This window comes from Pseudomonas sp. AAC (assembly GCF_000725445.1).
GTDB lineage: Bacteria > Pseudomonadota > Gammaproteobacteria > Pseudomonadales > Pseudomonadaceae > Pseudomonas > Pseudomonas citronellolis.
In genome coordinates, this window is the sequence record NZ_KL647094.1 from 1,092,125 (window position 1) to 1,118,332 (window position 26,208).

A 26,208-nucleotide genomic window follows, 5' to 3' on the forward strand; every position below is an offset into this window, starting at 1 on the left:
GCGATACCCATCACCATGGTTCGATGGGTATCGCAAGCTCAACCCATCCTACGAAGAGCACCTTGGCGCAGTCGGCAAGACCGCTGTTCCTACGCTCAAACCCCGCGCAGCGGAAACCGTCAGACCAACCCGGCCTTCAACCGCAGGCGCATGCGCTCGCCCTGGGCCAGGATCAGGCCGCCGGGGCGGTAGCCGGCGGCGCCTATGCACAGGAAGCGGTCGGCCTCGCCCGGCTCCACCTGCTCCACCGCGCGGCTGCCGGGGTGCCAGATGACGCTGCCGGCGGCGGCGTTCTTGTCGATGCGCAGGCGACGCTGCCAGCCGGCGTCTTCCAGCACCAGCGCACCGGTGTTGTACAGCACCTGCTTGACCGCGCCCCGCGGCGTCCAGGTATTGGGCAGCGGCGCAGCCGGGCGCTGGCCGCCCTCCAGCTCCATGCCGTGGACCACGCTGCGGCGCAGCGAGCCGATGCGCCAGTAGGGTTGCAGGGCGAAGCTGAACAGGCAGTCGCTGTCGTCCTCGTGGTAGCTGGACAGTTCCATCTCCAGCTCGCGGCCCAGGCGCGCGTCCAGGCGCACGTGCCAGTCCTCGATGTCCAGTTGCCAGCTCACCTGCACCAGGCTCTCGTCGGCGTGGGCGTCGAGCAGGCGCCATTCGCGCTGGCGGGCCCAGCCGTGGGGCGGCCAGTCGGGCTCGCTGGGATGGCTGCCGAACCACGGCCAGCACACCGGGATGCCGCCGCGGATGGGCGCCGTGCTCAGCGCCGGCCACTGGCTGGAACACCACAGCATGGAGCGCTCGCCCTGGGGCCGGAAATGCAGCAGCTGCGCGCCCTGGCGGCTGAAGACCGCCTGGCACAGGGGATGATCGATCAGCAGCAGGTCGCGGCGCTGGAAGCGCACCCAGTCGAAGGGGCGCTTGGCACGCATGGAATGGAAGAAGCGCTGCAGCGGATGCTCGAGCATTGTCCGGAGGTCCTGAATCAATCCCTTCCCGGACGCTCCCGGGGCATGACATCTATGTAGTTTTACTACACGTTGGTGAAAAAAGCGCAGATTCTACCTGAAAAGCATAGAACCCCAGTCACATGTCCGGATTTTTTCGTCCCAGGCCGGTCACGTAGGGCGCATAACGCCTACGGCGTTATCCGCCGTCCAGCCTCGCTGCCCGGCGGCTACCAGGTTGACCTGGGCGCTGGCCGTGGCCCCGGCGTATCGGCGGATAACCGCGAACGGTTATGCGCCCCACGAACAAAAAGCCCGCCCCGATATCGGCGGGCGGGCCAAGTACAGCAGCACCTCAGGAGCGTGTCGTTTGGCGTATCAGAAGCTGGACTGGATCTTCAGCCCGGCGACCAGGGCGTTGTCCACCTCGTAGACGCCGCCGGGATGCTTGATGTACTGCAGGTTCGGCCGCACCGTCAGCCAGTTGGTGACGTGCACGCCGTAGTACAGCTCGGCGTCGTATTCGCTGTGCTGCACCGGCTGGAACAGCGGGTTGTCGTAGTCGTCGAGGCCGGCGACTTCGTTGAGCTGCTTCTGGTGCCTGGTCACGTCGTCGTTGATGTGGATGCGCGCCACCGCCAGGCCGATGTCGTCTTTCGGCCGCACGTCGAACAGGCCTTTGTAGACCGCGCCCACCTGCTGGTAGTTGTCGATGCTGTTGGTCGCCTGGTCATGCACGGTGAAGTTGGCGAACAGGCTCAGGCCGCGCGAGGCGTCGCCGTCGTGCGCGGTCACCTGCTGCTGCGCCACCACCCACCAGCCGTGCTTGCTGCCATGGGACTTGAAGGCGTTGCCGGTCAGCGCCTGGGGCTGGCCGTTCACATCCTCGTAGACGTCGTCGGCCTTGGCGGTGCTGTAGTAGTAGCCCAGGCGGTACTCGCCCGGCAGCCCGCCGACCTTCGGCGACCACACCAGCTCCACCGGCAGGATCGCGACCTTGGTGCCACTGCCGCTGAGCTTGAAGCCGTTGCCGGTCTCCAGGTTCGAGGGGTTCTGCTCGTAGGCGCCGACCTGCACGAAGAATTCCGGACTGAGGTTGTACTTCACCCGCAGCGCCCACTGCGCCACCGGCCAGTTGTACCAGATGCCGCCCACCCAGTTGCCCACCTGCGAACCGCAGAAGGCCAGGTTCTGGAAGTCGCAGGGGAAGCTGTTGAAGTCCTCGCCCTCGCCGAACTGGCCGACCTTGATGTCCAGGGCGTCGTCGAGGAAGGTCTGCTTGTACAACATCTGCGTCAGCCGCCAGTTCTGGCCGCGGCCCCAGACTTCCTGCACCGAGCTGAGCTGGCCGGCGCGCGGGTCGCTGAGGCGGTCGTTGGAGAGGTTGTTGCCGCTGCGCTCGGTCACCGTCAGCTGGAACTCGGCGCCGTGCCAGCCGAGGATCTTCTGCAGGTCCAGGTGGGTGCCCAGCGCCCACTGGTCGGTGTAGCGCGCGGTCTTGTCGTCGTTTTAGCCGCCGTGCAGGTTGCCCGCGGCCTCGCCGACGTAGTCCAGCTTGAAGTCGTAGCCCTTCTCCAGCAGCTCGCTGCGGGTGCCGCCCCAATCCCCCAGGCCCCACTTCGAATCGGCGGAGAAGGCCTCGTCGGCGCAGGCCAGGCCATTCAGGCCGACGGCGCCCAGGGCGAGCAGGCAGCCCAGGGCGGGCCGGATCTTGTTGTTCTTATGCATTGCTGACGTCCTCGTTGGTGAAATGCCTTGCGGCGTTCAGTGCTTGTGCCGGGCCAGCGGGGTGACCTTGGCCTCCCCCGCCCCGCCCGGCGCCTTGCGCAGGCGCTCGCCGCTGCCCGCGTCGAACAGCAGTACCCGCGCCGGGTCCAGGTGCAGTTGGAGGGTCGAGCCCAGGGCCGGCGCGGCGTCCGGGGCCAGGCGACAGCAGACCTTGGCGCCGTTGAGGGTGACGAAGGCCAGGGTGTCCGGGCCGGTGGGCTCCAGCACCTCGACCTCGGCGCGCACGTCCACCAGGCCGTTGCCGCTCTCGGCCACGCCGATCTGTTCCGGACGCACGCCGAGGATCAGCTCGCGGCCCTCGGCGACTTCGGCGTCCAGCTCCAGCGGCAGCTCGCAGCGGTCCTGGCCGCTGTCCAGCAGGCCGACCAGGCGGCTGCCCTGGCGCTGCACGCGCAGCGGGATGAAGTTCATCGGCGGCGAGCCGATGAAGCTGGCGACGAACAGGTTGGCCGGGTCGTTGTAGATCTGCTGCGGGGTGCCGAACTGCTGGACGATGCCGTCCTTCATCACCGCCACCTTGTCGCCGAGGGTCATGGCCTCGATCTGGTCGTGGGTGACGTAGACCGTGGTGGTCTTCAGGCGCTGGTGCATCAGCTTGATCTCGGTGCGCATCTCCACCCGCAGCTTGGCGTCGAGGTTCGACAGCGGCTCGTCGAATAGGTAGATCTTCGGCCGCCGCGCCAGCGCCCGGCCCATGGCCACGCGCTGCTGCTGGCCGCCGGAGAGCTGCGAGGGCTTGCGCTGCAACAGGTGCTCGATCTGCAGCAGCTTGGCCACCCGCGCCACTTCTTCGTCGATGGCCGCCTGGGGCAGCTTGCGGATCTTCAGGCCGAAGGCGATGTTCTCGCGCACCGTCATGGTCGGGTACAGCGCGTAGGACTGGAACACCATGGCGATGTCGCGGTCCTTCGGGCTCATGCCGCTGATGTCGCGGCCATCCACCAGGATGGCGCCGCCGCTGATGTCCTCCAGGCCAGCGATGCAGTTCATCAGCGTGGACTTGCCGCAGCCGGATGGGCCGACCAGGATCAGGAACTCGCCGGACTCGATCGCCAGGTCGATGGACTTGAGGGTGTCCGCCAGGCCGCTGCCGTAGGACTTGTGCAGGTTGCGCAGTTCGAGTGTTGCCATGTCCGATTACCCCTTGACCGCGCCGGCGGTCAGGCCGCGCACGAAATACTTTCCAGCCAGTACGTAGACGATCAGCGTCGGCAGCGCGGCGATCATCGCCGCGGCCATGTCGACGTTGTATTCCTTGACCCCGGTGCTGATGTTCACCAGATTGTTCAGCGCCACCGTGATCGGCTGGGCGTCGCCGCTGGCGAACACCACGCCGAAGAGGAAGTCGTTCCAGATCTGGGTGAACTGCCAGATCAGGCAGACCATGACGATGGGCGTGGACATCGGCAGGAGGATGCGCGTGAAGATGGTGAAGAAGCCGGCGCCGTCGAGCCGCGCGGCCTTCACCAGGGCATCCGGGATGGCCACGAAGTAGTTGCGGAAGAACAGCGTGGTAAAGGCCAGGCCGTAGATGCAATGGACCATCACCAGGCCCGTGGTGGTGTTGGCCAGGCCCAGCTTGCCGAGGGTGAAGGACATCGGCAGGAGGATCACCTGGAACGGCAGGAAGCAGCCGAACAGCAGCGCGCCGAAGAACAGCTGCGAGCCGCGGAAGCGCCACATGGACAGCACGTAGCCGTTCAGCGCGCCGATGAAGGTGGAGATGAGCACGCCGGGGACGGTGATCTTCACCGAGTTCCAGAAGAAGTCGCCCACCGCGCCCCAGGCCTTCGCCCAGCCGATCAGGGTGAACACTTCCGGCAGCGCCAGCAGGTTGCTGTTGCGGATGTCCTCGGGGCTCTTGAAGCTGGTCAGCAGCATCACCAGCAGCGGGATCAGGTACAGCGCCACGGCGCCCCAGAGGGTGGCGTGGACCGCCAGGCGGCCGAGGCTCGGCTTGAAGGTCGCGTCACGCATGGCGCTTGCCTCGCAGTTCGGAATACAGGTAGGGCACGACGATGGCCAGCACCGCGCCGAGCATCAGCATCGCGCTCGCCGCGCCCAGGCCCATCTGGCCGCGGGTGAAGGTGTGGGCGTACATGAACATCGCCGGCAGGTCGGAGGAGTAGCCGGGGCCGCCGGCGGTCATGGCGGCGACCAGGTCGAAGCTCTTGATGGCGATGTGCGCGAGGATCATCAGCGCGCTGAAGAACACCGGGCGCAGGCTCGGCAGGACGATGCGCAGGTAGATGGTCGGCAGGCTCGCGCCGTCCACCTGGGCGGCGCGCACGATGGCCGGGTCGACGCCGCGCAGGCCGGCGAGGAACAGCGCCATGACGAAGCCCGAGGCCTGCCACACGGCGGCGATCACCAGGCAGTAGACGACGCGCTGCGGGTCCACCAGCCAGTCGAAGCGAAAGCCCGTCCAGCCCCAGTCGCGCAGCAGCTTGTCCAGGCCCAGGCCGGGGTTGAGCAGCCACTTCCAGGCGGTGCCGGTGACGATCATCGACAGCGCCATGGGGTACAGGTAGACCGTGCGGATGAAGCCCTCGCGGCGGATGCGCTGGTCCAGCAGCACGGCGAGGAACACCCCGAGCAGCAGGCAGATGACGATGAACAGGCCGCCGAACAGCAGCAGGTTGCGGCTGGCCACCCACCAGCGGTCGTTGTCCCACAGGCGCAGGTACTGGCCGAGCCCGGCCCAGCTGTAGCTGGGCATGAAGCGCGAGTTGGTGAAGGACAGCAGCAGCGTCCAGCCGATGTAGCCGTACACGCAGACCAGCACCACGAGCATGCTCGGGGCCAGCACCAGTTTCGGCAGCCAGCGCTGCAGGCCGTCGAGCAGCGAGGCGCGCGGGGCCGCCGCGGGGGTGAAGGTGGGGTTTTCTGTCGCCATGGGTCTTCCCGGGTGCGAGTGAAGCCGTCCGGGCCATGGCGATGGCCCGGAGTGGGTCGGCTGGGAGTGGGGCGGCGCCTGGCGGAAGGCGCCGCGCGGCTTACTGCGCCGCCGCCTCGATCGCCGCGTAGAGCTGCTGGGCAGCCTTCTGCGGGTCCGCGGCGGGGTCGTTGAAGAAGTTGGTCACCACGTCGAAGATGGCGCCCTGCACGTAGCTGGAGGCGGCCATGCTGTGGGCCATGCTCGGCACCAAGGTGCCGGCCGCCGAGGCCGCCTTGAAGTCCTTCATCGACTGCTGGGCGCAGGCGTCGAAGGGCGCCATGTCGGCGTCCAGGCGCACCGGGATGGAGCCCTTGGCCAGGTTGAAGTCCTTCTGGAACGCCGGGTCGAGCACCGCGCGGGCCAGGTCTTCCTGGGCCTTGCGGTTCTCGGCGTTGCTCAGCTTGAACATCACCAGGGAGTCGATGTTGTAGTCGAAGTCCTTCTGCGTGCCGGGGAACGGCAGGCACTGGTAGTCCTTGCCGGCGACCTTGCTGGCGGCGGTGAACTCGCTCTTGGCCCAGTCGCCCATGATCTGCATGCCGGCCTTGCCGTTGATGACCATGCTGGTGGCGACGTTCCACTCGCGCCCGGCGGCGTCGGCGTCGATGTAGCCGCGCAGTTTCTTCAGCGCGCTGAACACCTCGACCATCTGCGGCCCGGTGAGGGTGGCCTTGTCCTGCTCGACGAAGGCCTTGCGGTAGCCGTCCGGGCCCATCTTGCTGAGCACCAGGTTCTCGAACAGGGTGCCGTCCTGCCAGGGCTGGCTGCCATGGGCCAGGGCGACGAAGCCGGCGGCCTTGAGCTTGTCGGCGGCGGCGAAGAACTCGTCGAGGGTGGTCGGCGGCGTGGCGCCGGCCTTCTTGAAGACCTCGGGGTTGATGTACAGCCAGTTGACCCGGTGCACGTTGACCGGCACGGCGACGTAGTCGCCCTGGTACTTCATGACCTGCGCCACCTGCGGCGGCAGCAGCTGGTCCCACTTGCCCTCGGCGGCGACCTGGTTGAGGTCGGCGAGCAGGCCGAGCTGGCCCCACTCCTGGATGTCCGGCCCCTTGATCTGCGCGGCGGCCGGCGGGTTGCCGGACACGGCGCGGGTCTTCAGCACGGTCATGGCGGCCTCGCCACCACCGCCGGCGACGGCGAAGTCCTTCCAGGTGTGGCCCTTGGCCTGGACGAGTTTCTTCAGGGTTTCGGCGGCGCGCGCCTCGCCGGGGGAAGTCCACCAGTGCAGGACTTCGACTTCGCCGGCATGGGCCGGGGTGGCGAGATAGAGCGAGGAAAGACAGACAGCGGCGGAAAGGCGGCGGAGCGCATTCATGGGGGAGGACCTGTTCTTGTTATTCGGGGCAAGTCTGCGCTTGCGGTAGTCCGAGTCTATCCAAGGCATTTCCTGCTCCGGGTAACGAAGGGATGGTGGATTGTCACGGGGTGGTGACATTTGGGGGTTGGTTGGGTTGGGGTTGAAGAGCCAAGAGCCCCTCACCCCAGCCCTCTCCCGCAAGCGGGAGAGGGAGCCGTTCGGTGTGCGTTGATGATATGGCGTCAGCCGGCAACTCCTGAGCTTCAGGCTGACGCCGGACTTGTCGCCGCTCAGGACAAGCCCCCTCTCCCTGAAGGGAGAGGGAGCTGTCCTCTGCGAGATGGAATTACGGAGTACGCCGGCAATATCGGAGTCGGAAAGAAGAACCGTCCTTATTCCACAACCAACCTCGGCAACCGCAAGGTCACCCGCAGCCCCCCTTCCCGCCTGTTCTGCAAACTCACCTCCCCGCCATGGGTATGCGCGATATTCCTCGCGATCCCCAACCCCAACCCATACCCCTGCCCCCGCTGCGACAAGCGCACCCGCGGTTCGAACACCTGCTCCAACCGCTGCTCCGGCACCCCGGGCCCCTCGTCGTCGACGTGCACGACCAGCGCTTCCAGGCCGTCCTCGACCTGCACCTGCGCGCGCTCGCCGTACTTCAGGGCGTTGTCCAGCAGGTTGCCGATGCAGCGGCGCAGGGCCAGGGGCTTGCCGGGATAGGGTTCGCCCGCCTCCCCCAGCAGCTTCACGCGGCCGTCGGCCAGGTAGGGGCCGGCGACGTGCTGTAGCAACTGGTTGACGTCCACCGGCTCGATGTTCTCGTGGATGTCGGTGTCCTTCACGCATTGCAGGGCGCCCTTGACCAGCAGTTCCAGCTCGTCGAGGTCCTGGTTGAGCTTGTCGCGCTGCGGCTCGTCGTCGAGCAGTTCGACGCGCAGGCGCAGGCGGGTGATGGGCGTGCGCAGGTCGTGGGAGATGGCGCTGAACAGCTGGCCGCGCTCGCTGAGGTAGCGGTCGATGCTCTCGCGCATGGTGTTGAAGGCGCGGCTGACTTCCACCAGCTCGCGGGCGCCGCGCTCTTCCAGCGGCGCCGCCGGGCTGCCCAGGGCGACTTCGCGGGCGGCGCGGGCCAGGCGCTTGAGCGGGCGGCTCTGCTGGTGCACCAAGAGGCCGGCGAAGAGCAGCAGCAACAGGCTGGTCAGGCCGATGGAGAGCAGTTGCTGCGGCTGCAGCGCCTCCGGCTCCAGGCTGACGTAGGGCGCCGGCATCAGGCTGGCGATGTAGAGCCATTCGTTCTCGCCGATGCGGATCTGCGTCACCAGCACCGGCGGGTTCACCGGCTCCAGGGTCAGCGCGTAGTGGGCCCAGGAGCGCGGCAGTTCCTCCAGCTTCAGTTGGCTGTTGAACAGGCGCAGGTCGTCCGGGGCGACGAATTCCACTTCCAGCTCCACGTCCTTGCCCAGCTTCTGCTGCAGCACGTCGCGGACGATGTCCAGCACCGCCTGCTTGTTCGGCGTGTCCGGCAGGCTCTGCATCTGCAGCGGGCGCTCGTTGAGCGAGACGAAGAAGCGCGTGCCGCCCATGCTGCGCAGCTGGTCCAGCACCAGCGGGCGGTAGCCGATGGGCAACGAGCGGAAGTAGCTGACGCTGGCGGCCATGGAATAGGCCAGGCTGCGCGAGCTGGTGAGCAGGCCCTCGCGCTGGCTGGAGCGCAGGTGCGAGAGCCAGAACAGGCTGGACAGGCCCTGGGCGACGAGGATCGCCAGCAGCGTCAGCAGCAGCATGCGCCCCAGCAGCGAGCGCGGGACCAGCGGCCAGCGCCGCCGCTCGCCCATCACAGCCCCAGGTGCGGGCGGACCTGCGCCGCCAGCAGGTAGCCGCTGCCGCGCACGGTCTGGATCAGCCGCGGCGCCTTGCCGGTGTCGCGCAGGCGCTGGCGCAGGCGGCTGACCGCCATGTCGACGATGCGCTCCAGGGGCATCACCTCGCGGCCGCGGGTGGCGTTGGCGATGGTGTCGCGGTCGAGGATCTGCTGCGGGTGGTCGAGGAACAGCTTGAGCAGGGCGAAGTCGGCGCCGCTGAGGAAGAACTCCTCGCCGTCCTCGTGGAACAGCCGGTGGCTGACCGTGTCCAGGCGCCAGTCGTCGAAGGCCAGCACCTCGCCGCCGCGCACCTGGGTGAACTGCGCGCGGCGCAGCAGGGCCTTGATCCGCGCCAGCAGCTCGCGCGGGCTGAAGGGCTTGCCCAGGTAGTCGTCGGCGCCCAGCTCCAGGCCGATCACCCGGTCGGTTTCGTCGGAACTGGCGGTGAGCATGATCACCGGCATGCAGGCCAGGCGCTGGTGCGAACGAATCCAGCGACACAGGCTGAAGCCGTCCTCGTCGGGCAGCATCACGTCGAGGATGGCCAGGGCGGCCTCCTCTGCCAGCAACGCCTGGCGGAAGGCCGCACCGTCGGCGGCGCTGCGCACCTGGAAGCCGGCGCGGCTCAGGTAGGTTTCCAGCAGCTCGCGGATTTCCTGGTCGTCATCCACCAGCAGGATGGATTTGGCGGGTGCGTTCACGGGGCATCCCTTGTTGTTGTTCCAGTGGTTGCCGTTGGTCGTTCAGGCTTTTGCCTGCAGCGCCTGCTCCAGGGCCACGCCGGCGCCGAACAGGCCCGGATGGCTGGCGGTCATCACCCATACCGGCACCTGGCTCAGGTAGGGGCCGCTGGTCTTGCCACGGGTGCAGAAGGCCTCGGCGAAACCGCTGCGCCGGAAGCGTTCGAGGAAGCGCGGGACTATGCCGCCGGTGATGTACACGCCGCCCAGGGCGCCGACCGTCATCACCGCGTTGCCGGCGACCCGCGCCAGCCACACGAAGAAGTGTTCCAGCACCGCGTCGCAGTATGCGTCGCCGGCCAGGGCGCGTTCGCCGATCTGCGCCGCGGAGAGCGCCAGCGGCTCGATGCCATCGACCTTGCAGCTGGCCTGGTAGATGTTCTCCAGGCCGCTGCCGGACAGCGCGCGCTCGGCCGAGACGTGGCCGTACTTCTCGCGTAGTTGCTGCCAGATGGCGAAGTCGCGCTCACCGGTCACCGGCAGGTCGACGTGGCCGCCCTCGCAGGGCAGCACGTCCCAGCCGCCGCCGGGCAGCGGCACCAGGCTGCCGACGCCCAGGCCGGTGCCGGGGCCGATGATCAGCTTGGCGCGGCCCGGCAGGGCCTGGCCGTCGCGCACCTGCACCAGGTCCTCGCCGCCCAGGCGCGAGGCGGCCCAGGCCATGGTGCTGAAGTCGTTGACCAGCAGCAGGTGGCTCAGGCCCAGCTCGGCGCGGAAGGCCTCGCGTTTGATGACCCAGTGGTTGTTGGTGAAGCGGAAGTCGGCATCGCCCACGGGCCCGGCGCAGGCCAGGCAGACGCTGTGGATGGCGCCGAGCGGCTGGCCGACGCGCTGCAGGTATTCGCGCACGGCGTCTTCCGGGCGCGGGTAGTCGGCGCAGGCCAGCACCTCGATGGCCTCCAGGCGCTGTTCGCGCCAGAGGGCGAAGCGGGCGTTGGTCCCGCCGATGTCGCCGACCAGCGCGATGCCGGTCGGTGCTTGGGACTTGTTGTTGGAATTCATCGCAAGCTCGGGCAACTGAAAGGTTTGAGCGGGTTCCGGGAGGCGAATGCTCCGCCAAGCATAGCCCCTACCGCAAGCGTTCCAGCTCGGCGGTGAAGGCGCAGGCGCCCTGCTCCGCGGAACTGAACGACTGGCGCATGAAGGCGAACAGCTCGCGGCCCATGCCGCTGCCGTCGTCCTCGGGCAGCGGCGCCAGCGGGCGGGCCTGCCACTCGGCGGCGTCGACCAGCACGCGCAGCTCGCCGGTGGTGCCGTCGACGCGCACCACGTCGCCGTCGCGCAGGCGCGCCAGCGGGCCGCCGGCGCTGGCTTCCGGGGATACGTGAATCGCCGCCGGCACCTTGCCGGAGGCGCCGGACATGCGCCCGTCGGTGACCAGCGCCACCTTGAAGCCGCGGTCCTGCAGCACGCCGAGGAAGGGCGTCAGCTTGTGCAGCTCGGGCATGCCGTTGAAGCGCGGGCCCTGGAAGCGCACCACGGCGACCAGGTCGCGCTCCAGCTCGCCAGCCTTGAAGGCCGCGGCCAGGCTGGCCTGGTCGTGGAAGATGCGCACCGGCGCTTCGACCACCTGGTGTTCGGCGGCCACGGCGGAAACCTTCATCACGCCGCGGCCGAGGTTGCCTTCCATCAGGCGCAGGCCGCCCTCGGCGGAGAACGGGCGCGACAGCGGGCGCAGGATGTCCTCGTCCAGGCTGTCGGCCGGGCCCTCGCGCCAGACCAGCTTGCCGCCGTCGAGGAAAGGTTCCTGCAGGTAGCGGCGCAGCCCCTTGCCGACCACGGTCTGCACGTCTTCGTGGAGCAGCCCGCCGTCGAGCAGCTGGCGGATCAGGAAGGACATGCCGCCGGCGGCCTGGAAGTGGTTGATGTCAGCCTGGCCGTTGGGATAGATGCGCGCCAGCAGCGGCACTATCTCGGAGAGTTCGGCCATGTCCTGCCAGCTCAGCTGGATGCCGGCGGCCTGGGCGATGGCCAGCAGGTGCAGGGTGTGGTTGGTGGAGCCGCCGGTGGCCAGCAGGGCCACCACCGAATTGACGATGGCGCGCTCGTCGATGACCTCGGCCATGGGCACGTACTGGCCGTTTTCCGGGGTCAGGCGGCTGGCCTGGCGCGCGGCCTCGCGGGTCAGCTCGTCGCGCAGCGGGGTGTTCGGGTTGACGAAGGAGGCGCCCGGCAGGTGCAGGCCCATCACTTCCACCAGCAGTTGGTTGGTGTTGGCGGTGCCATAGAAGGTGCAGGTGCCCGGCGCGTGGTAGGAGGCCATCTCCGAGGCCAGCAACTGCTCGCGGCTGGCCTTGCCTTCGGCGTAGAGCTGGCGCACCGCGGCCTTCTCCTTGTTGGAGATGCCGGTGGGCATGGGCCCGGCGGGGACGAACACCACCGGCAGGTGGCCGAAGCGCAGCGCGCCGATCAGCAGGCCGGGGACGATCTTGTCGCACACGCCCAGGCACAGCGCGGCGTCGAACATGTTGTGGGACAGCGCGATGGCGGTGCCCATGGCGATCACGTCGCGGCTGGCCAGGGACAGCTCCATGCCCGGCTCGCCCTGGGTCACGCCGTCGCACATGGCCGGCACGCCGCCGGCGAACTGGCCCACCGAGCCGATCTCGCGCAGGGCGTCCTTGATCAGCCCTGGGAAGCGCTCCAGCGGCTGGTGCGCCGAGAGCATATCGTTATAGGCAGAGACGATACCGACGTTGGCCTGGTTCATCAGGCGCAGCGCCTGCTTGTCGTGCTCGCCGCAGGCGGCCACGCCGTGGGCCAGGTTGCCGCAGGGCAGCGTGCCACGGTGCGGGCCCTTGGTGGCGGCGGCCTTGACCATGGCGAGGTAGCGCTGGCGGGTAGCGGCGCTGCGTTCCTGGATGCGACGGGTGACTTCGAGCACGCGCGGGTGCATGGCAGCATTCTCCTGCAGACTAACGATTGTTGTTTTTACAACATAATCATCGGTTAAAGGATATTTACTTTTGTTTGACGAAAAAATTTAATGGTTTTTACCACAAAAACACAAAAGAGACGACCTCCATGACCATTCGCCTGGCGATCAACGGGTTCGGCCGTATCGGCCGCAACGTCCTCCGCGCCCTTTATACCGCCGACTACCGCCAACAGCTCGAAGTGGTGGCCATCAACGACCTCGGCGACGCCGCCATCAACGCCCACCTGCTGCAGTACGACAGCGTCCACGGGCGCTTCCCCGGGCAGGTCGAGCACGACGACGACAGCCTCACGGTGAACGGCGACCGCATCGCCGTCACGGCCCTGCGCGACCCGGCGCAGTTGCCCTGGAAAGGTTTGGACGTCGATATCGTCCTGGAGTGCAGCGGACATTTCACCCAGCGCGACAAGGCCGCCGCGCACCTGGCCGCCGGCGCGCGCAAGGTGATCGTCTCGGCGCCGGGGGCCGGCGTCGACGCCACCATCGTCCATGGCGTCAACCACGAGTTGCTGCGCGCCTCGCACCAGATCATCTCCAACGCCTCCTGCACCACCAACTGCCTGGCCCCGGTGGCCCAGGTGCTGCATCGCGAGCTGGGCATCGAACAGGGCCTGATGACCACCATACACGCCTACACCAACGACCAGAGCCTGTCCGACGTGTACCACGGCGACCTCTACCGCGCGCGCTCGGCCACCCAGTCGATGATCCCCACGCGCACCGGCGCCGCCGAGGCGGTGGGCCTGGTGCTGCCGGAGCTGGCCGGCAAGCTCACCGGCCTTGCGGTGCGGGTGCCGGTGATCAACGTCTCGCTGGTGGACCTGACCGTGCAGGTCGGCCGCGACACCACGGTCGAGGAGGTCAACCAGTTGTTCAGGATAGCCAGCCAGGGCTCGCGCATCCTCGGCTACAACAGCCAGCCGCTGGTCTCGGTGGACTTCAACCACGACCCGCGCTCGGCCATCTTCGACGCCAACCACACCAAGGTCAGCGGCCGGCTGCTGAAGGTCATGGCCTGGTACGACAACGAATGGGGCTTTTCCAACCGCATGCTGGACAACGCCCTGGCGCTGTGGCGGGCGCCGGCCTGAGGCGCGGCGGTGAACGCGGTTATCCGCCGTTGGCCCGGAACACCGTTGCGACGGCCAACGACGGGGCCCCTGTAGGAGCGGGCCCTGCCCGCGATTCGCGCGCAGGGCCCGCTCCTACAAATGGGTCCGGAGGTGGGCATGACGTAGGAGCAACTGTCTTGCCGGCTACACCGCGAAGCTCTTCGTAGCGGATCTTATCCGCGAACCGCGCCGATATGCCCGGCTATCGCGGACAAGGTCCGCCTACGCCCGAGCTTCCCTGTCACCGCTAGCGGTATTTGCGCCGGCCCTGCGCCTGCAGCACCAGCAGGCGCATGTCGGCCTCGGCCAGCACCGCCAGGCGTTCGGGCTTGTCGAGTTTCTTCCAGGCCTTGACCTCGGCGCGGCTGCGGCCGCAGCCGCGGCAGATGCCGTCGTCGAATTCGCAGACCTTGATGCAGGGATCTTTCACGGGGCCTCCCGATGGCTTGCGCATACCTCCACCATGGGGGTGCGCCGAGCCTACTTGAAGGCACAGGCGACGAAAGGTCCAACGCAGAAAAGACATCGCCCCGATTGGCCGGGCCAATCGGGGCGATATCGCGGTGCGGCACGCCGGCTCAGAGCAGGGTGAACTGGCTTTCCTTCACGTCGTCCGAGTCCAGGCCGATCATCACCTTGAACTCGCCCGGTTCCGAGGCGTAGCGCAGGTTGCTGTCGTAGAAGCGCAGGTCTTCCTCGCGGATCGGGAATTCCACCACCTTCGACTCGCCCGGCTGCAGCATGACCTTGCGGAAGCCCTTGAGCTCCTTCACCGGGCGGCTGATGGAAGCCACCTCGTCGCGCAGGTACAGCTGCACCACGGTCTCGCCGGCGCGCTTGCCGGTGTTCTTCACCGTCACCCGCGCCTTGAGGGTGTCGCCCTTGTGCATCCGCGGGCTGGACAGCTGCACGTCGGAAACGCTGAAGCGGGTGTAGCTCAGGCCGTAGCCGAAGGGGTACAGCGGGCCGTTCTGCGAGTCGAAGTAGCGCGAGGTGTACTTGTTCGGGTGCTCGTGGTCGAACGGGCGGCCGGTGTTGAGGTGGTTGTAGTAGATCGGAATCTGCCCCACCGAGCGCGGGAAGGTCATCGGCAGCTTGCCCGAGGGGTTGTAGTCGCCGAACAGCACGTCGGCGATGGCGTTGCCGCCCTCGGTGCCGCTGAACCAGGTTTCCAGCACGGCGTCGGCGTTCGCGGTTTCCCAGCGCAGGTCCAGCGGGCGGCCGTTCATCAGCACCAGCACCAGCGGCTTGCCGGTGGCCTTCAGCGCCTTGAGCAGGTCGTACTGGCTCTGGGCGATGTGCAGGTTGGTCTTGCTCGACGCCTCGTGGGCCATGCCCTGGGCCTCGCCGATCGCCGCCACGATGACGTCGGCCTGCTTCGCCTTGGCCACCGCCTCGTCGATCATTGCCTGCGGGCTGCGCGGGTCGATCTTCACGTCCTCGTTGTATTCGTTGAGGTACTTGATGATCTCTTCGTCGTTGGTGACGTTGGCGCCCTTGGCGTAGAGCAGCGCGGCCTTGCCGCGGGTGGCGTGGCCCATGCCTTCGAGCAGGGTTACCGCCTGGAAGGCCTTGCCGGCGGCGGACCAGCTGCCCATCACGTCGCGCTTGCTGTCGGCCAGCGGGCCGACCAGGGCGATGGTGCCGCCGCGCTTGAGCGGCAGCACGTCGCCTTCGTTCTTCAGCAGCACCATGCCGCGGCGCGCCACGTCGCGGGCCTCGGCGCGGTGCAGGCGGCTCTCGGCGTCGGTGTCGAGCGGGTCGGCGCCCTGCAGGTAGCGGTACGGGTCCTTGAACAGGCCCATGTCCCACTTGGCCGCCAGCACGTCGCGGCAGGCGCGGTCGATGTCGGCCTGGCTGATGGCGCCGGCCTTGAGCAGTTCGGGCAGCTCCTTGCCGTAGAGGTCGTCGTTCATGTTCATCTCGACGCCCGCGGTCATCGCCAGGCGCGCGGCCTCGCGCGGTTCGCCGGCGACGCCGTGCTTGATCAGCTCCATGACCGCGCCGTGGTCGCTGAGCAGCACGCCCTTGTAGCCCCACTGCTTGCGCAGCACGTCCTGCAGCAGCCACTTGTTGGCGGTGGCCGGCACGCCGTTGACGCTGTTCAGCGAGACCATCACCGCGCCGGCGCCGGCGTCGATGGCCGCGCGGTACGGCGGCAGGTAGTCCTGGAACATGCGCGGCAGGCTCATGTCCACGGTGTTGTAGTCGCGCCCGCCCTCGCCGGCGCCGTACAGGGCGAAGTGCTTGACCCCGGCCATGATGGTGCCCGGCTGGTCCAGGCCCTTGTCCTGGTAGGCCTTGACCACGGTTTCGGCGATGCGGCTGACCAGGTAGGTGTCCTCGCCGAAGCCTTCGGACACGCGCCCCCAGCGCGGGTCGCGGGCGATGTCGACAGTGGGCGAGTAGGTCAGGTTGAGGCCGTCGGCGCTGGCCTCCAGGGCGGCGATGCGCGCGCTGGTGGCGACCGCGTCCATGTCCCAGCTGGCGGCCAGGCCCAGGCCGATGGGGAACACGGTGCGATGGCCGTGGACCACGTCGTAGGCGAAGAACAGCGGGATCTTCAGGCGGCTGTGCATGGCCGCGTCCTGCAGGTCGCGGATGCCCGGGCGGACCACGGTGTTGAAGATGGCGCCGGTGGTGCCGGCCTTGATCTCTTCCAGCAGCACCGGTTTGGGATGGTCGGGGCCGACGCTGACCAGGCGCAGCTGGCCGATCTTCTCGTCCTGCGTCATCTGCTGCATCAGCTGGCTGATGAAGGCGTCCTTGGACTGCCCCGGCAGCGGAACCGCCGGCCCCTCGGCAGCGAGCAGGGAGACGCTGTTCAACCCCAGCAGGAGGCCGAGGCAGAGGTGTTTTCTCTTCATTATGTATGCGCACTCAGTGGCCCGCGCCAGGGCGGCGGCCGACTGTTGAATGTTGGAAGGTTCGATGACGGCCATGCCCGGCGCTGTTCCGGCGGCTCCCCCAGGTGCTGCCGCCGGCGCCCGTGCGGCGCGGCACATAAGGTCGTCCCGCGCGCGGCGGAAGTCAACGGTTGAAAGCTTTCAGGGGCGGCGCCCCGACTTTCGGACGCGCGAATCAGTGGTCGCGCTCCCTGGCCATGGCCTCGAGTTCCTCGCGCATGGCCTCGGCCAGGGCGCGTTCCTCGTCGTATTCGTCGGCCTCGGGCACCGGCGCGGCGGGCTCTGCGGCGGGTTCCGGGGCTGCCTCGACGGCGTCGTCGGGCGCTATCGGCAAGGCTTCTTCGGCCGCTGCGGGGTCGTCCGCGGCCTCGTCTTCGGCGACCGGCGGCGGTTCGATCAGGTCGTCGAAGTCGGTCTTCAGGCCCTGCTCCATCTCATCCAGTTCGGCCAGCAAGCTGCGGAAGCTGGTCTCCTCGGGCTTCTCCTCCGGCGCCGCGGCTTCCGGCTCCTCGCCGGCTTCGCGCAGCGCCTGGTCGGCCAGGGCCTGGATCGACGCCGGCACGTAGTCTTCGTCGAGGATCGGGCTGGGCAGGTGGACCGGCACCAGTTGCACGTCTTCCGGCTCGGCTTCCATCTCGCGCAGCTCGGCCAGCGGCGGCAGTTCTTCCAGGCTCTTGAGGTTGAAGTAGTCGAGGAAGGCGCGGGTGGTGGCGAGCATCGCCGGGCGCCCCGGCACCTCGCGGTAGCCGACGATGCGGATCCACTCGCGCTCCATCAGCGTCTTGATGATCTGAGTGTTCACCGCCACGCCGCGGATTTCCTCGATCTCGCCGCGGGTGATGGGCTGGCGGTAGGCGATCAGCGCCAGGGTTTCCAGCAGCGCGCGGGAGTAGCGCTGCGGGCGCTCCTCCCACAGCCGGCCGACCCAGGGCGAGAGCGGCTCGCGAATCTGCAGGCGGTAGCCGCTGGCCACCTCCTTGAGTTCGAAGGCGCGCCCGGCGCAGGACAGCGACAGGATCGCCAGCGCATCGCGGAACTGCTGCGGCTCCGGGCGCTCGGCCTCCTCGAACAGCTCGCCGAGGCGCTCCAGCGACAGCGGGCGGCCGGAAGCCAGCAGGATGCCTTCGAGCAGGGTCGCCAGTTCGCGGGGGTCGGAGAGGTTCATCGGGTCGCTCGGTTCGGGTTGCGGGAATCGCCGGTCTGGCGGGAAAACTACTCAATGCGCGGCGCCAGGGCAACGCCGAGGGCTCAGAGCGGCTCGTCGTCCAGCTCGGCCGGGTCCGCCGTCTCGTCGAAGCCACCGTCCTCGAAGGTCGGCTCCGGCGCCGGTGCCTCGGTCTCCTCGAACACACCTTCGTCGCCCTCCTCCAGGGCCTCGACCGGCGCAGCGCCCTCCTCCACCTCGATGCGGGCGCGCACGTGGATGGGCGCGAAGGCCTGGTTCTGCACCAGCTCCACCAACTGTTCCTTGACCAGCTCCAGCACCGCCATGAAGGTCACCACCACGCCCAGACGGCCTTCCTCGATGCGGAACAGCTCGATGAAAGGCACGAAGCCGGCGTCCTTCAGGCGTTCGAGGATTTCGCTCATGCGCTCGCGGGTGGAGAGCATCTCGCGGGTCACCTGGTGGCTCTCGAACAGGTCGGCGCGGCGCAGCACCTCGGCCATGCACAGCATCAGCTCCTGCATGTCCACCTGCGGCAGCAGCTTACGCGCCTTGGCCTCCGGCGCTGCCACGGTCGGCACCACGTAGTCGCGGCCCTGGCGCGGCAGGCCGTCGAGGTCTTCGGCGGCCTGCTTGAAGCGCTCGTATTCCTGCAGGCGACGGATCAGTTCGGCGCGCGGGTCTTCCTCGTCCTCCTCGGCCTCGGCCGAGCGCGGCAGCAGCATGCGCGACTTGATCTCGGCGAGCATGGCGGCCATCACCAGGTATTCGGCGGCCAGCTCCAGGCGCACCGACTTCATCAGCTCGACGTAGGTCATGTACTGGCGGGTGATTTCCGCCACCGGGATGTCAAGGACGTCGATGTTCTGCTTGCGGATCAGGTACAGCAGCAGGTCGAGCGGGCCTTCGAAGGCTTCGAGGAAGACCTCCAGGGCGTCCGGCGGGATGTACAGGTCCTGGGGCAGTTCGGTGACCGCCTCGCCATAGACGAGCGCCAGCTGCACCGGTTCGCGATATTCGGCGGGGCTGGGCGGGGTTTGCGGCTCGTTCAGGTCGCTCATCGGACTCTCGTCGGGCGGGGCGGGCTCAGGGCGGCATTATCCCTGCTTTTCAGCGGCGATGGTGAGGGAATTGGACGGAATGGCGCCCATCCACGCCATCCCCTGTAGGAGCGCGCCCTGCGCGCGAATCGCGGGCAGGGCCCGCTCCTACAAGCTGCCGTGAAGCCCGGTATTCCTCCCCCGTAGGAGCGGACCTTGTCCGCGATAGCCGGAACCGCCGGCGCGATTCGCGGATGAGATCCGCTCCTACGCGGCCCCACCCAGGCCATTCCCCTGTAGGAGCGCGCCCTGCGCGCGAATCGCATGGCACCGCGTTTGTTCGCGAGCAAGCTCGCTCCTACGAAAAGCCATGCTCGCCTGCAACGCAGCCGGGCGGCCTAGCGGTACACCAACCCCATGGCCTGGCGCACTTCCACCAGGGTCTCGCGCGCCGCTTCGCGGGCGTGTTCGGCGCCCTCGGCGAGGATGCTGCGCACCAGTTCGGGGTTGTCCTCGTAGTCCAGGCCGCGCTCGCGGATCGGCGCCAGTTCCTGGTTGATCGACTCGATCAGCGGCCGTTTGCAATCCAGGCAGCCGATGCCGGCGCTGCTGCAGCCCTCCTGCACCCACTGGCGACAGGCGTCGTCGGAGTAGATCAGGTGCCACTGCCACACCGGGCAGCGCTGCGGGTCGCCCGGATCATTACGCCGCACCCGCGCCGGGTCGGTGGGCATGCGCGCGATCTTCTCCTCCACTTCCGCCGGGCTTTCGCGCAGGCCGATGGTGTTGTCGTGGGACTTGGACATCTTCTGCCCGTCCAGCCCCGGCATGCGCGAAGTGCTGCCGACCAGCGTCTGCGGTTCGGGCAGCAGCACGCGGCTGCTGCCTTCAAGGTAGCCGAACAGCCGCTCGCGGTCGCCGAGGGTCAGGTTCTGCTGCTCCTTGAGCAGTGCCCGCGCGGTGTCCAGGGCATCTTCGTCGCCCTGCTCCTGCCAGGCCTTGCGCAGGCTGCCGTAGAGCTTCGAGGTCTTCTTGCCCAGGCGCGCGACGGCGGCCTGGGCCTTGTCCTCGAAGTCCACCTCGCCGCCGTAGAGGTGGTTGAAACGCCGCGCCACCTCGCGGGCGAACTCGACGTGGGCCAGCTGGTCCGAGCCCACCGGCACCAGGCCGGCGCGGTAGACCAGGATGTCCGCCGCCTGCAGCAGCGGGTAGCCGAGGAAGCCGTAGGTCGACAGGTCCTTGTGGCCGAGCTTTTCCTGCAGCTCCTTGTAGGTTGGCACCCGCTCCAGCCAGGGCAGCGGGCAGATCATCGACAGCAGCAGGTGCAGCTCGGCGTGCTCGGGCACCTGGGACTGGATGAAGAGGGTCGAGGCGCTGGGGCTGACGCCCACCGCCAGCCAGTCCACGGCCATGTCGCGGACGTGCTGGCGGATCGGCCCGACGTCGTCGTATTCGGTGGTCAGGGCATGCCAGTCGACGATGGAGAAGAAGCATTCGTACTCGTGCTGCAGGCGCACCCAGTTCCGCAGCACGCCGTGCAGGTGGCCCAGGTGCAGGCGCCCGGTAGGGCGCATGCCGGACAGCACACGGCGCTGGGATTCGACATTGCTCAAGCGCGGGACCTCGGCAAGGGCGGCAGTATGGAAGAGCGCTTCAGGCGTAGGCCTCGAAGGGGGCCGGGTCGCCGCAGCCGACGCGGATCACCTCCGGCTCCTCGCCGGTGAGGTTGATCACCGTGGAAGCCTCGACGCCGCCGTGGCCGCCGTCCAGCACCAGGTCCACCTGGTGCTCCAGCGTGCCGCGCATCTCATAGGGGTCGCTCATCGGCTCGGTCTCGCCGGGCATGATCAGGCTCACGCTCATCAGCGGCTCGCCCAGCTCCTGCAGCAGCGCCTGGGCGATCGGGCAGGCCGGCACGCGCAGGCCGATGGTGCGGCGCTTGGGGTGCAGCAGCATGCGCGGCACCTCGCGGGTGGCGTCGAGGATGAAGGTGTAGGGCCCGGGGGTGTGGGCCTTGAGCAGGCGGAACAGGCGGGTGTCGACCTTGGCGTACAGGCCCAGTTCGGACAGGTCGCGGCACACCAGGGTGAAGTTGTGCTTGTCGTCGAGCTTGCGCAGCCGGCGGATGCGCTCCACCGCGCCCTTCTCGCCCAGGCGGCAGCCCAGGGCGTAGGAGGAATCGGTGGGATAGGCGATCACCCCGCCCTGGCGCACGATCTCCACCGCCTGCTTGATCAGGCGTGGCTGGGGGTTTTCAGGATGGACCTGGAAGAACTGGCTCATGAAGTCTCCTCGAGGGCCCGGGCCGCGCCGGCGAAGCGCGTCCACAAGGGCGGAAGGTCGTCCGGCACGGGCCGGTACAGCCCCAGCTCCGACCAGTCGCTGGGGCCGTGGAAATCGCTGCCGGCGCTGACCAGCAGGCCGAATTCGCGGGCCAGGATGCTCAGCACGCCGACCTGCTCGGCCGGCTGCAGGCCGTTGACCACTTCGATGGCATGGCCGCCGGCGTCGATGAAGTCGGCGATCAGCTTGCGCCGCTTGGTGCGGGTGAAATCGTACTGGTAGGGGTGCGCCAGACTGACCCAGGCCCCCGCCGCGCGCAGGGTGCCGACCGCCTCGGCGAGGCTCGGCCAGTGCTGCTTGACGTCGCCCAGCTTGCCGGCGCCCAGCCACTTGCGGAAGGCTTCGGCGCGCTCGGCGACATGGCCGGCGCGCACCAGGAACTCGGCGAAGTGCGGCCGCGCCGGGGCGTTTTCGCTGTCGCCCAGCTCGCGCTGGATGGCCCGCGCGCCCTCGAAGGCGCCGGGCATGCCCTTGGCCTCCAGGCGCCGGCCGATCTCCTCGGCGCGCGCCCAGCGCCCGCGGTGCAGGTCGTCCAGGGCGCGAACCAGCGGCTCGGCGGCACTGTCGAAGGCGTAACCCAGGACGTGGATGGTCGCCCCGCCCCAGGTGCAGGACAGCTCCACGCCGTTGACCAGGGTCACCCCCAGTTCCTCGGCGGCGGCGCGCGCCTCGGGCAGGCCCTCCAGGGTGTCGTGGTCGCTCAGGGCGAGCAGGCGCACGCCGCGCTGGTGCGCGCGGGCCACCACGGCGGCGGGCGGCAGCTGGCCGTCGGAGGCGGTGCTATGGCAATGCAGGTCGACACGCATGGGCATACCGGGACGGGTTTTACTTCTGTATAGACGCTGCGCGGCGGCGATTCACGGCGTGCGAGCGCAACGGCACGAGACGGGTGACTATTTCAGTTCTTCCGCAGGTTGGTATTATGCCGCCACAACTGGGCTCTGGCTGCCGTAATGAAGCAATTCATCGATTTCATCCCCCTCATCCTGTTCTTCATCGTCTACAAGCTGGACCCGCGCACGGTCGAACTCGCCGGACACTCCTTCAGCCTGGGCGGCATCTACAGCGCCACCGCGGTGCTGATCGCCTCCTCCGTGGTGGTCTACGGCGCGCTGCTGATCAAGCAGCGCAAGCTGGACAAGGGCCAGTGGCTGACCCTGGCCGCCTGCCTGGTGTTCGGCGGCATGACCCTGGCCTTCCACAGCGAGACCTTCCTCAAGTGGAAGGCCCCGGTGGTCAACTGGCTGTTCGCCCTGGGCTTTCTCGGCAGCACCCTGGTGGGCGACCGCCGGCCGCTGATCCAGCGCATCATGGGCCATGCCGTGCACCTGCCGGAACCGATCTGGCAGCGCCTGAACCTGGCCTGGGTGCTGTTCTTCGTGTTCTGCGGCTGCATCCAGCTGTTCGTCGCCTTCACCTTCGAGCGTTTCTGGGTGGACTTCAAGGTCTTCGGCAGCCTGGGCATGACCCTGCTCTTCCTGATCGGCCAGGGCGTGTTCCTGGCCCGCCACATGCACGACGCCCCAACCGGCGAAAAGCCCAAGGACTGACATGCTCTACGCAATCATCGCCCGCGACATCACCGCTTCCCAAGAACGCCGCCTGGCCGCGCGGCCGGCGCACCTGGCCCGCCTCGAGCTGCTCAAGGACGAGGGCCGCCTGGTCCTGGCCGGGCCGCACCCGGCCATCGACAGCCCCGACCCGGGCGCGGCCGGCTTTACCGGCAGCCTGATCGTCGCCGAGTTCGAGTCGCTGGCCGCCGCCCAGGCCTGGGCCGATGCCGACCCGTACCGCGCCGCCGGCGTCTATGCCGAAGTCGTGGTCAAGCCGTTCAAGAAAGTCCTGCCGTAAACCGGCGAGCAGCGGCGGACGGACGACGCCGCATGGCCGGACACCCAGGCCCGGCCCCGCGACCGGACAGCGCCCGGAGCGCGGTGCCCGGCGGCTCATCAGCGTACAAGGAGTTCCGATGTCCCGACGTCATCTGCTGCCCCTGCTGTTCTGCCTGAGCCTGCCGCTCGCCGCCCACGGCGAGGAGCCCGCCACCGACGACCCCGGCGCCATGCCGGCTCCCACTGCCGCGCCGGCCCCGGCCAGCGACGACCTCGCCCAACTGCAACAGCGCCTGGACGAGAGCGAGAAGCAGCGCACCGACCTCGCCGCCCAGCTGCAAGGGGCGGAAAGCGCCGTGGTGGGCCGCCTGCGCCAGGAAAACCAGCGCCTGAAGCTGCAACTGCGCGAGCTGCAGGCCCAACAACCGCCGCGTCTGCTCAGCGACGAGCAGACCTGGTTCGCGACCGGCGGCGCCGTCGCCCTCGTCGCCTTCGTCCTCGGCGCCCTGAGCCGCGGCCGTCGCCGCCGGCGGCGTGAATGGATCAACTGAAAGAAGCCCGAGCAATGAGTGAGCTGCTGCTGATCGACGACGACCGTGAACTGTGCGAACTGCTGTGCACCTGGCTGACCCAGGAAGGCTTCAGCGTGCGCGCCAGCCACGATGGCGGCGCGGCCCGTAGCGCCCTGGCCAGCCGCACGCCGGACGCCGTGGTGCTGGACGTGATGCTGCCCGACGGCAGCGGCCTGGAGCTGCTCAAGCAGCTGCGCAGCGAGCACCCCGACCTGCCGGTGCTGATGCTCTCCGCCCGCGGCGAGCCGCTGGACCGCATCCTCGGCCTGGAGCTGGGCGCCGACGACTACCTGGCCAAGCCCTGCGATCCGCGCGAGCTGACCGCGCGCCTGCGCGCCGTGCTGCGCCGCAGCCACCCGGCGCAGCCCAGCGCCCAGGTCGACCTCGGCGACCTGAGCCTGAACCTGGCCCGCGGCGTGGCCAGCGTCGCCAGCCAGGAGGTCAGCCTGACGCTGTCCGAGAGCCGCATCCTCGAAGCGCTGCTGCGCCAGCCCGGCGAGCCGCTGGACAAGCAGGCCCTGGCGCAGATCGCCCTGGGCCGCAAGCTGACGCTCTACGACCGCAGCCTGGACATGCACGTCAGCAACCTGCGCAAGAAGCTCGGCGCGCACCCGGACGGGCGTCCGCGCATCCTCGCCCTGCGCGGGCGCGGCTACTTCTACGCGCCCTGAGCGAACGGCCGGGAACCCCGCCCCAGAGCGGTAGACGCAATCTTTACCGAAGCTTTACCCGGCCCTGACCGCCCTTGACCTTGCCATCCCTAGACTGGGCACATCCGGTTCAGAAACCGGTCCACGAAAGGAGAAGATTCATGCGCAAGACCCTCACCGCCCTGATGTTCGCCGCCGCCCTGCCGACCCTGGCCATGGCTGCCACGCCGGTCCCAACCGATACCCCGCCGCCGCCCGCTCACATGATGGGCGGCCACATGAAGGACGGCCACGGCCCGCGCGGCGGCTGGAACGGCCCCTTCAAGGCCCTGAACCTGAGCCCCGAGCAGCGCCAGCAGGTCGGCAAGCTGATGGGCGACTCGATGAAGAGCCGCCACGACATCACCGACAAATACCTGAGCAAGCTCTCGGCCGCCGACCAGAAGGCCATGCAGGACGAGCTCAAGGCCAGCCACGACAAGACGCAGAAGGACATCCGCGCGCTCCTGACGCCCGAACAGCAGAAGAAGTTCGACGAGCTGAAGAAAGAGCGCGAGCAGCGCAAGGCCGAATGGGCCGAGTTCCAGCAATGGAAAGCGCAGAAGGATGGCAAGACCAACTGATAGCGCCAGCCACCCGGGCGCCGGGCTCACCCCCGGCGCCCCGGCGTGCCCGCGCCCCTGACCCGAAACGGACATGCGACTGAACCGAAAGACCATGCGCTCGCTCTTCTGGCGAATCCTCGCCGCCTTCTGGCTCGCCCTGCTGCTGGTTGCCGGCCTGTCCATCCTGCTCGGTCGCGCGCTGAACCAGGACACCTGGATCATCGCCCGCTACCCCGGCATGCACGACCTCGCCCAGCAATGGACGCGGCTCTACGAAAACCAGGGCCCCGCCGCCGCCCAGCAGTTGCTGGAGCAACGCCGCCGCGACTACGACCTGTCGGTGCAGGTGCTCGACGAAAGCGGCCAGCGCCTGGTCGACGGCACCTACCTGCCGCGCCCGCCACGACGCAACAACGACGAAGGTTTCGACCGCCGGAACCTGCCGCGCTTCCCCTGGCGCCAGCTCAGCCAGGAATACACCAGCGCGGAAAGCGACCACACCTACCTGTTCATCTACCGGATTCCCCACGGCGCGCTGGAAGCCTGGCACCGCGGCAGCCTGCTGTGGCCGCTCAGCGCGCTGGGCATCGCCCTGGTGGTGCTGACCATCTTCAGCCTGCTGGTGACGCTTTCCATCACCCGCCCGCTCAACCGCCTGCGCCGCGCCGTGCACGACCTCGGCCAGACCGCCTACCAGCAGGACAGCCTGGCGCGCCTGGCCCGCCGCGGCGACGAGCTGGGCGTGCTGGCCCGCGACTTCAACCGCATGGGCGCGCGCCTGCAACGGCTGATCAGCAGCCAGCGCCAGCTGCTACGCGACGTTTCCCACGAACTGCGTTCGCCGCTGGCGCGCCTGCGCATCGCCCTGGCCCTGGCCGAGCGCGCCAGCCCCGAACAGCGCGCCAGCATGTGGCCGCGCCTGGAGCAGGAATGCGACCGCCTGGAAGCGCTGATCGCCGAAATCCTCGCCCTCGCCCGCCTGGACGCCGAGCCCGGGCCGACCAGCCGCGTCGAACTGCTGCCGCTGCTCGAACGCCTGCGCGAGGACGCCCAGCTGCTTTCCCCGGAACAGCACATCCAGCTGCGGGTTCCCGCCGACCTGGCCCTGGATGGCTGGCCCGACATGCTCGAACGGGCGCTGGACAACCTGCTGCGCAACGCCCTGCGCTTCAACCCGACGGACAAGCCGCTGGAAGTCGAAGCCGACAGCGACGGCGCCGTGCTGCGCGTGCGCGTGCGCGACCATGGCCCGGGGGCCGACGCCGAGCACCTGGCGCAACTGGGCGAACCCTTCTTCCGCGCGCCCAACCAGGACAGCCCCGGCCACGGCCTGGGCCTGGCCATCGCCCGCCGCGCGGTGGAGCGCCACGCCGGCCGCCTGCGCCTGGCCAATCACCCCGACGGCGGTTTCGTCGCCACCCTGGAAATACCGCTGGCGCGCCACGCCGCCTGACCCCGGAGCCCGAT

Annotated in this window: 23 protein-coding genes and 1 pseudogene; 7 read left to right on the forward strand and 17 right to left on the reverse strand. The window is 68.6% G+C overall.

Annotated features, from left to right (window positions below; all coding sequences use genetic code 11):
- Positions 1-119: 119 nt before the first annotated feature.
- The 10 genes and pseudogenes from FG99_RS04630 to edd all read right to left on the reverse strand — a co-directional run bounded on the left by FG99_RS04630 (position 120) and on the right by edd (position 12,474).
- Positions 120-965: a D-hexose-6-phosphate mutarotase gene (locus FG99_RS04630; protein ID WP_009620929.1), complete on the reverse strand. Its 846-nt coding sequence runs from the start codon at positions 963-965 to the stop codon at positions 120-122.
- Positions 966-1,322: 357 nt separating this feature from the next.
- A pseudogene (locus FG99_RS04635) lies at positions 1,323-2,672 on the reverse strand (carbohydrate porin).
- 36 nt (positions 2,673-2,708) lie between these two features.
- Entirely contained in the window at positions 2,709-3,863 is a 1,155-nt protein-coding gene (locus FG99_RS04640) for an ABC transporter ATP-binding protein (RefSeq protein ID WP_043267602.1), read from the reverse strand.
- A 6-nt stretch (positions 3,864-3,869) separates the two neighbouring features.
- On the reverse strand, positions 3,870-4,709 hold the full coding sequence (locus FG99_RS04645; protein ID WP_009620924.1) for a carbohydrate ABC transporter permease: 840 nt from the start codon (positions 4,707-4,709) through the stop codon (positions 3,870-3,872).
- Positions 4,702-5,628 (reverse strand): carbohydrate ABC transporter permease, encoded by a 927-nt coding sequence (locus FG99_RS04650; protein ID WP_051878441.1) that lies wholly within the window; start codon positions 5,626-5,628, stop codon positions 4,702-4,704. Before FG99_RS04650 ends, FG99_RS04645 begins: the two co-directional genes overlap by 8 nt.
- Before the next feature lie 100 nt (positions 5,629-5,728).
- The gene (locus tag FG99_RS04655) at positions 5,729-6,988 is read right to left on the reverse strand and encodes an ABC transporter substrate-binding protein (RefSeq protein WP_043267604.1); all 1,260 of its coding nucleotides are present in this window, start codon (positions 6,986-6,988) and stop codon (positions 5,729-5,731) included.
- Positions 6,989-7,362: 374 nt separating this feature from the next.
- On the reverse strand, positions 7,363-8,811 hold the full coding sequence (locus tag FG99_RS04660) for an ATP-binding protein (protein WP_009620920.1): 1,449 nt from the start codon (positions 8,809-8,811) through the stop codon (positions 7,363-7,365).
- Entirely contained in the window at positions 8,811-9,539 is a 729-nt protein-coding gene (locus FG99_RS04665) for a response regulator (protein WP_043267606.1), read from the reverse strand. Before FG99_RS04665 ends, FG99_RS04660 begins: the two co-directional genes overlap by 1 nt.
- Positions 9,540-9,581: 42 nt before the next feature.
- Positions 9,582-10,580: a glucokinase gene (locus tag FG99_RS04670; RefSeq protein WP_051878443.1), complete on the reverse strand. Its 999-nt coding sequence runs from the start codon at positions 10,578-10,580 to the stop codon at positions 9,582-9,584.
- 67 nt (positions 10,581-10,647) lie between these two features.
- Positions 10,648-12,474 carry a phosphogluconate dehydratase gene (edd, locus tag FG99_RS04675; RefSeq protein WP_043267608.1) on the reverse strand — a complete coding sequence of 609 codons (1,827 nt, stop codon included), beginning with the start codon at positions 12,472-12,474 and terminating at the stop codon, positions 10,648-10,650.
- A 128-nt stretch (positions 12,475-12,602) separates the two neighbouring features.
- On the opposite strand from edd, the gene gap reads away from it, so the two are divergent.
- Complete coding sequence (gene gap, locus FG99_RS04680) at positions 12,603-13,607, forward strand: type I glyceraldehyde-3-phosphate dehydrogenase (RefSeq protein WP_043267610.1); 1,005 nt, start codon at positions 12,603-12,605, stop codon at positions 13,605-13,607.
- Positions 13,608-13,875: 268 nt separating this feature from the next.
- On the opposite strand, the gene FG99_RS04685 is transcribed toward gap, so the two are convergent.
- The 7 genes from FG99_RS04685 to FG99_RS04715 form a co-directional block, all read right to left on the reverse strand.
- Positions 13,876-14,058, reverse strand: coding sequence for a DUF1289 domain-containing protein (locus FG99_RS04685; protein ID WP_009620910.1), 183 nt, complete (start codon positions 14,056-14,058; stop codon positions 13,876-13,878).
- Positions 14,059-14,206: 148 nt separating this feature from the next.
- Positions 14,207-16,495, reverse strand: coding sequence for a beta-glucosidase BglX (gene bglX, locus FG99_RS04690; protein WP_043267970.1), 2,289 nt, complete (start codon positions 16,493-16,495; stop codon positions 14,207-14,209).
- Positions 16,496-16,709: 214 nt separating this feature from the next.
- Positions 16,710-17,699 (reverse strand): SMC-Scp complex subunit ScpB, encoded by a 990-nt coding sequence (scpB, locus tag FG99_RS04695; RefSeq protein ID WP_043267614.1) that lies wholly within the window; start codon positions 17,697-17,699, stop codon positions 16,710-16,712.
- A gap of 83 nt (positions 17,700-17,782) precedes the next feature.
- Positions 17,783-18,631 carry a segregation and condensation protein A gene (locus tag FG99_RS04700; RefSeq protein ID WP_232244792.1) on the reverse strand — a complete coding sequence of 283 codons (849 nt, stop codon included), beginning with the start codon at positions 18,629-18,631 and terminating at the stop codon, positions 17,783-17,785.
- Between the two features lie 506 nt (positions 18,632-19,137).
- Positions 19,138-20,352: a tryptophan--tRNA ligase gene (locus FG99_RS04705; RefSeq protein ID WP_043267618.1), complete on the reverse strand. Its 1,215-nt coding sequence runs from the start codon at positions 20,350-20,352 to the stop codon at positions 19,138-19,140.
- A 40-nt stretch (positions 20,353-20,392) separates the two neighbouring features.
- Positions 20,393-21,022 carry an L-threonylcarbamoyladenylate synthase gene (locus FG99_RS04710; RefSeq protein WP_043267620.1) on the reverse strand — a complete coding sequence of 210 codons (630 nt, stop codon included), beginning with the start codon at positions 21,020-21,022 and terminating at the stop codon, positions 20,393-20,395.
- Positions 21,019-21,888 (reverse strand): PHP domain-containing protein, encoded by an 870-nt coding sequence (locus tag FG99_RS04715; RefSeq protein ID WP_009620900.1) that lies wholly within the window; start codon positions 21,886-21,888, stop codon positions 21,019-21,021. The genes FG99_RS04710 and FG99_RS04715 overlap by 4 nt, the downstream gene beginning before the upstream one ends.
- A 147-nt stretch (positions 21,889-22,035) precedes the next feature.
- Between FG99_RS04715 and FG99_RS04720 the strand changes: the two genes are divergently transcribed.
- From FG99_RS04720 to FG99_RS04745, 6 genes are all read left to right on the forward strand, one after another.
- The gene (locus FG99_RS04720) at positions 22,036-22,632 is read left to right on the forward strand and encodes a septation protein A (protein WP_043267622.1); all 597 of its coding nucleotides are present in this window, start codon (positions 22,036-22,038) and stop codon (positions 22,630-22,632) included.
- Between the two features lies 1 nt (position 22,633).
- Positions 22,634-22,933 (forward strand): YciI family protein, encoded by a 300-nt coding sequence (locus FG99_RS04725; RefSeq protein WP_009620898.1) that lies wholly within the window; start codon positions 22,634-22,636, stop codon positions 22,931-22,933.
- Positions 22,934-23,051: 118 nt separating this feature from the next.
- The gene (locus FG99_RS04730; RefSeq protein WP_043267624.1) at positions 23,052-23,465 is read left to right on the forward strand and encodes an SH3 domain-containing protein; all 414 of its coding nucleotides are present in this window, start codon (positions 23,052-23,054) and stop codon (positions 23,463-23,465) included.
- Between the two features lie 14 nt (positions 23,466-23,479).
- Entirely contained in the window at positions 23,480-24,157 is a 678-nt protein-coding gene (locus tag FG99_RS04735) for a response regulator transcription factor (protein ID WP_043267626.1), read from the forward strand.
- A 140-nt stretch (positions 24,158-24,297) separates the two neighbouring features.
- Entirely contained in the window at positions 24,298-24,759 is a 462-nt protein-coding gene (locus FG99_RS04740) for a Spy/CpxP family protein refolding chaperone (RefSeq protein WP_009620895.1), read from the forward strand.
- Positions 24,760-24,853: 94 nt separating this feature from the next.
- Positions 24,854-26,194, forward strand: a complete 1,341-nt coding sequence (locus tag FG99_RS04745) for a sensor histidine kinase (RefSeq protein WP_009620894.1) — start codon at positions 24,854-24,856, stop codon at positions 26,192-26,194.
- Positions 26,195-26,208 lie beyond the last annotated feature (14 nt).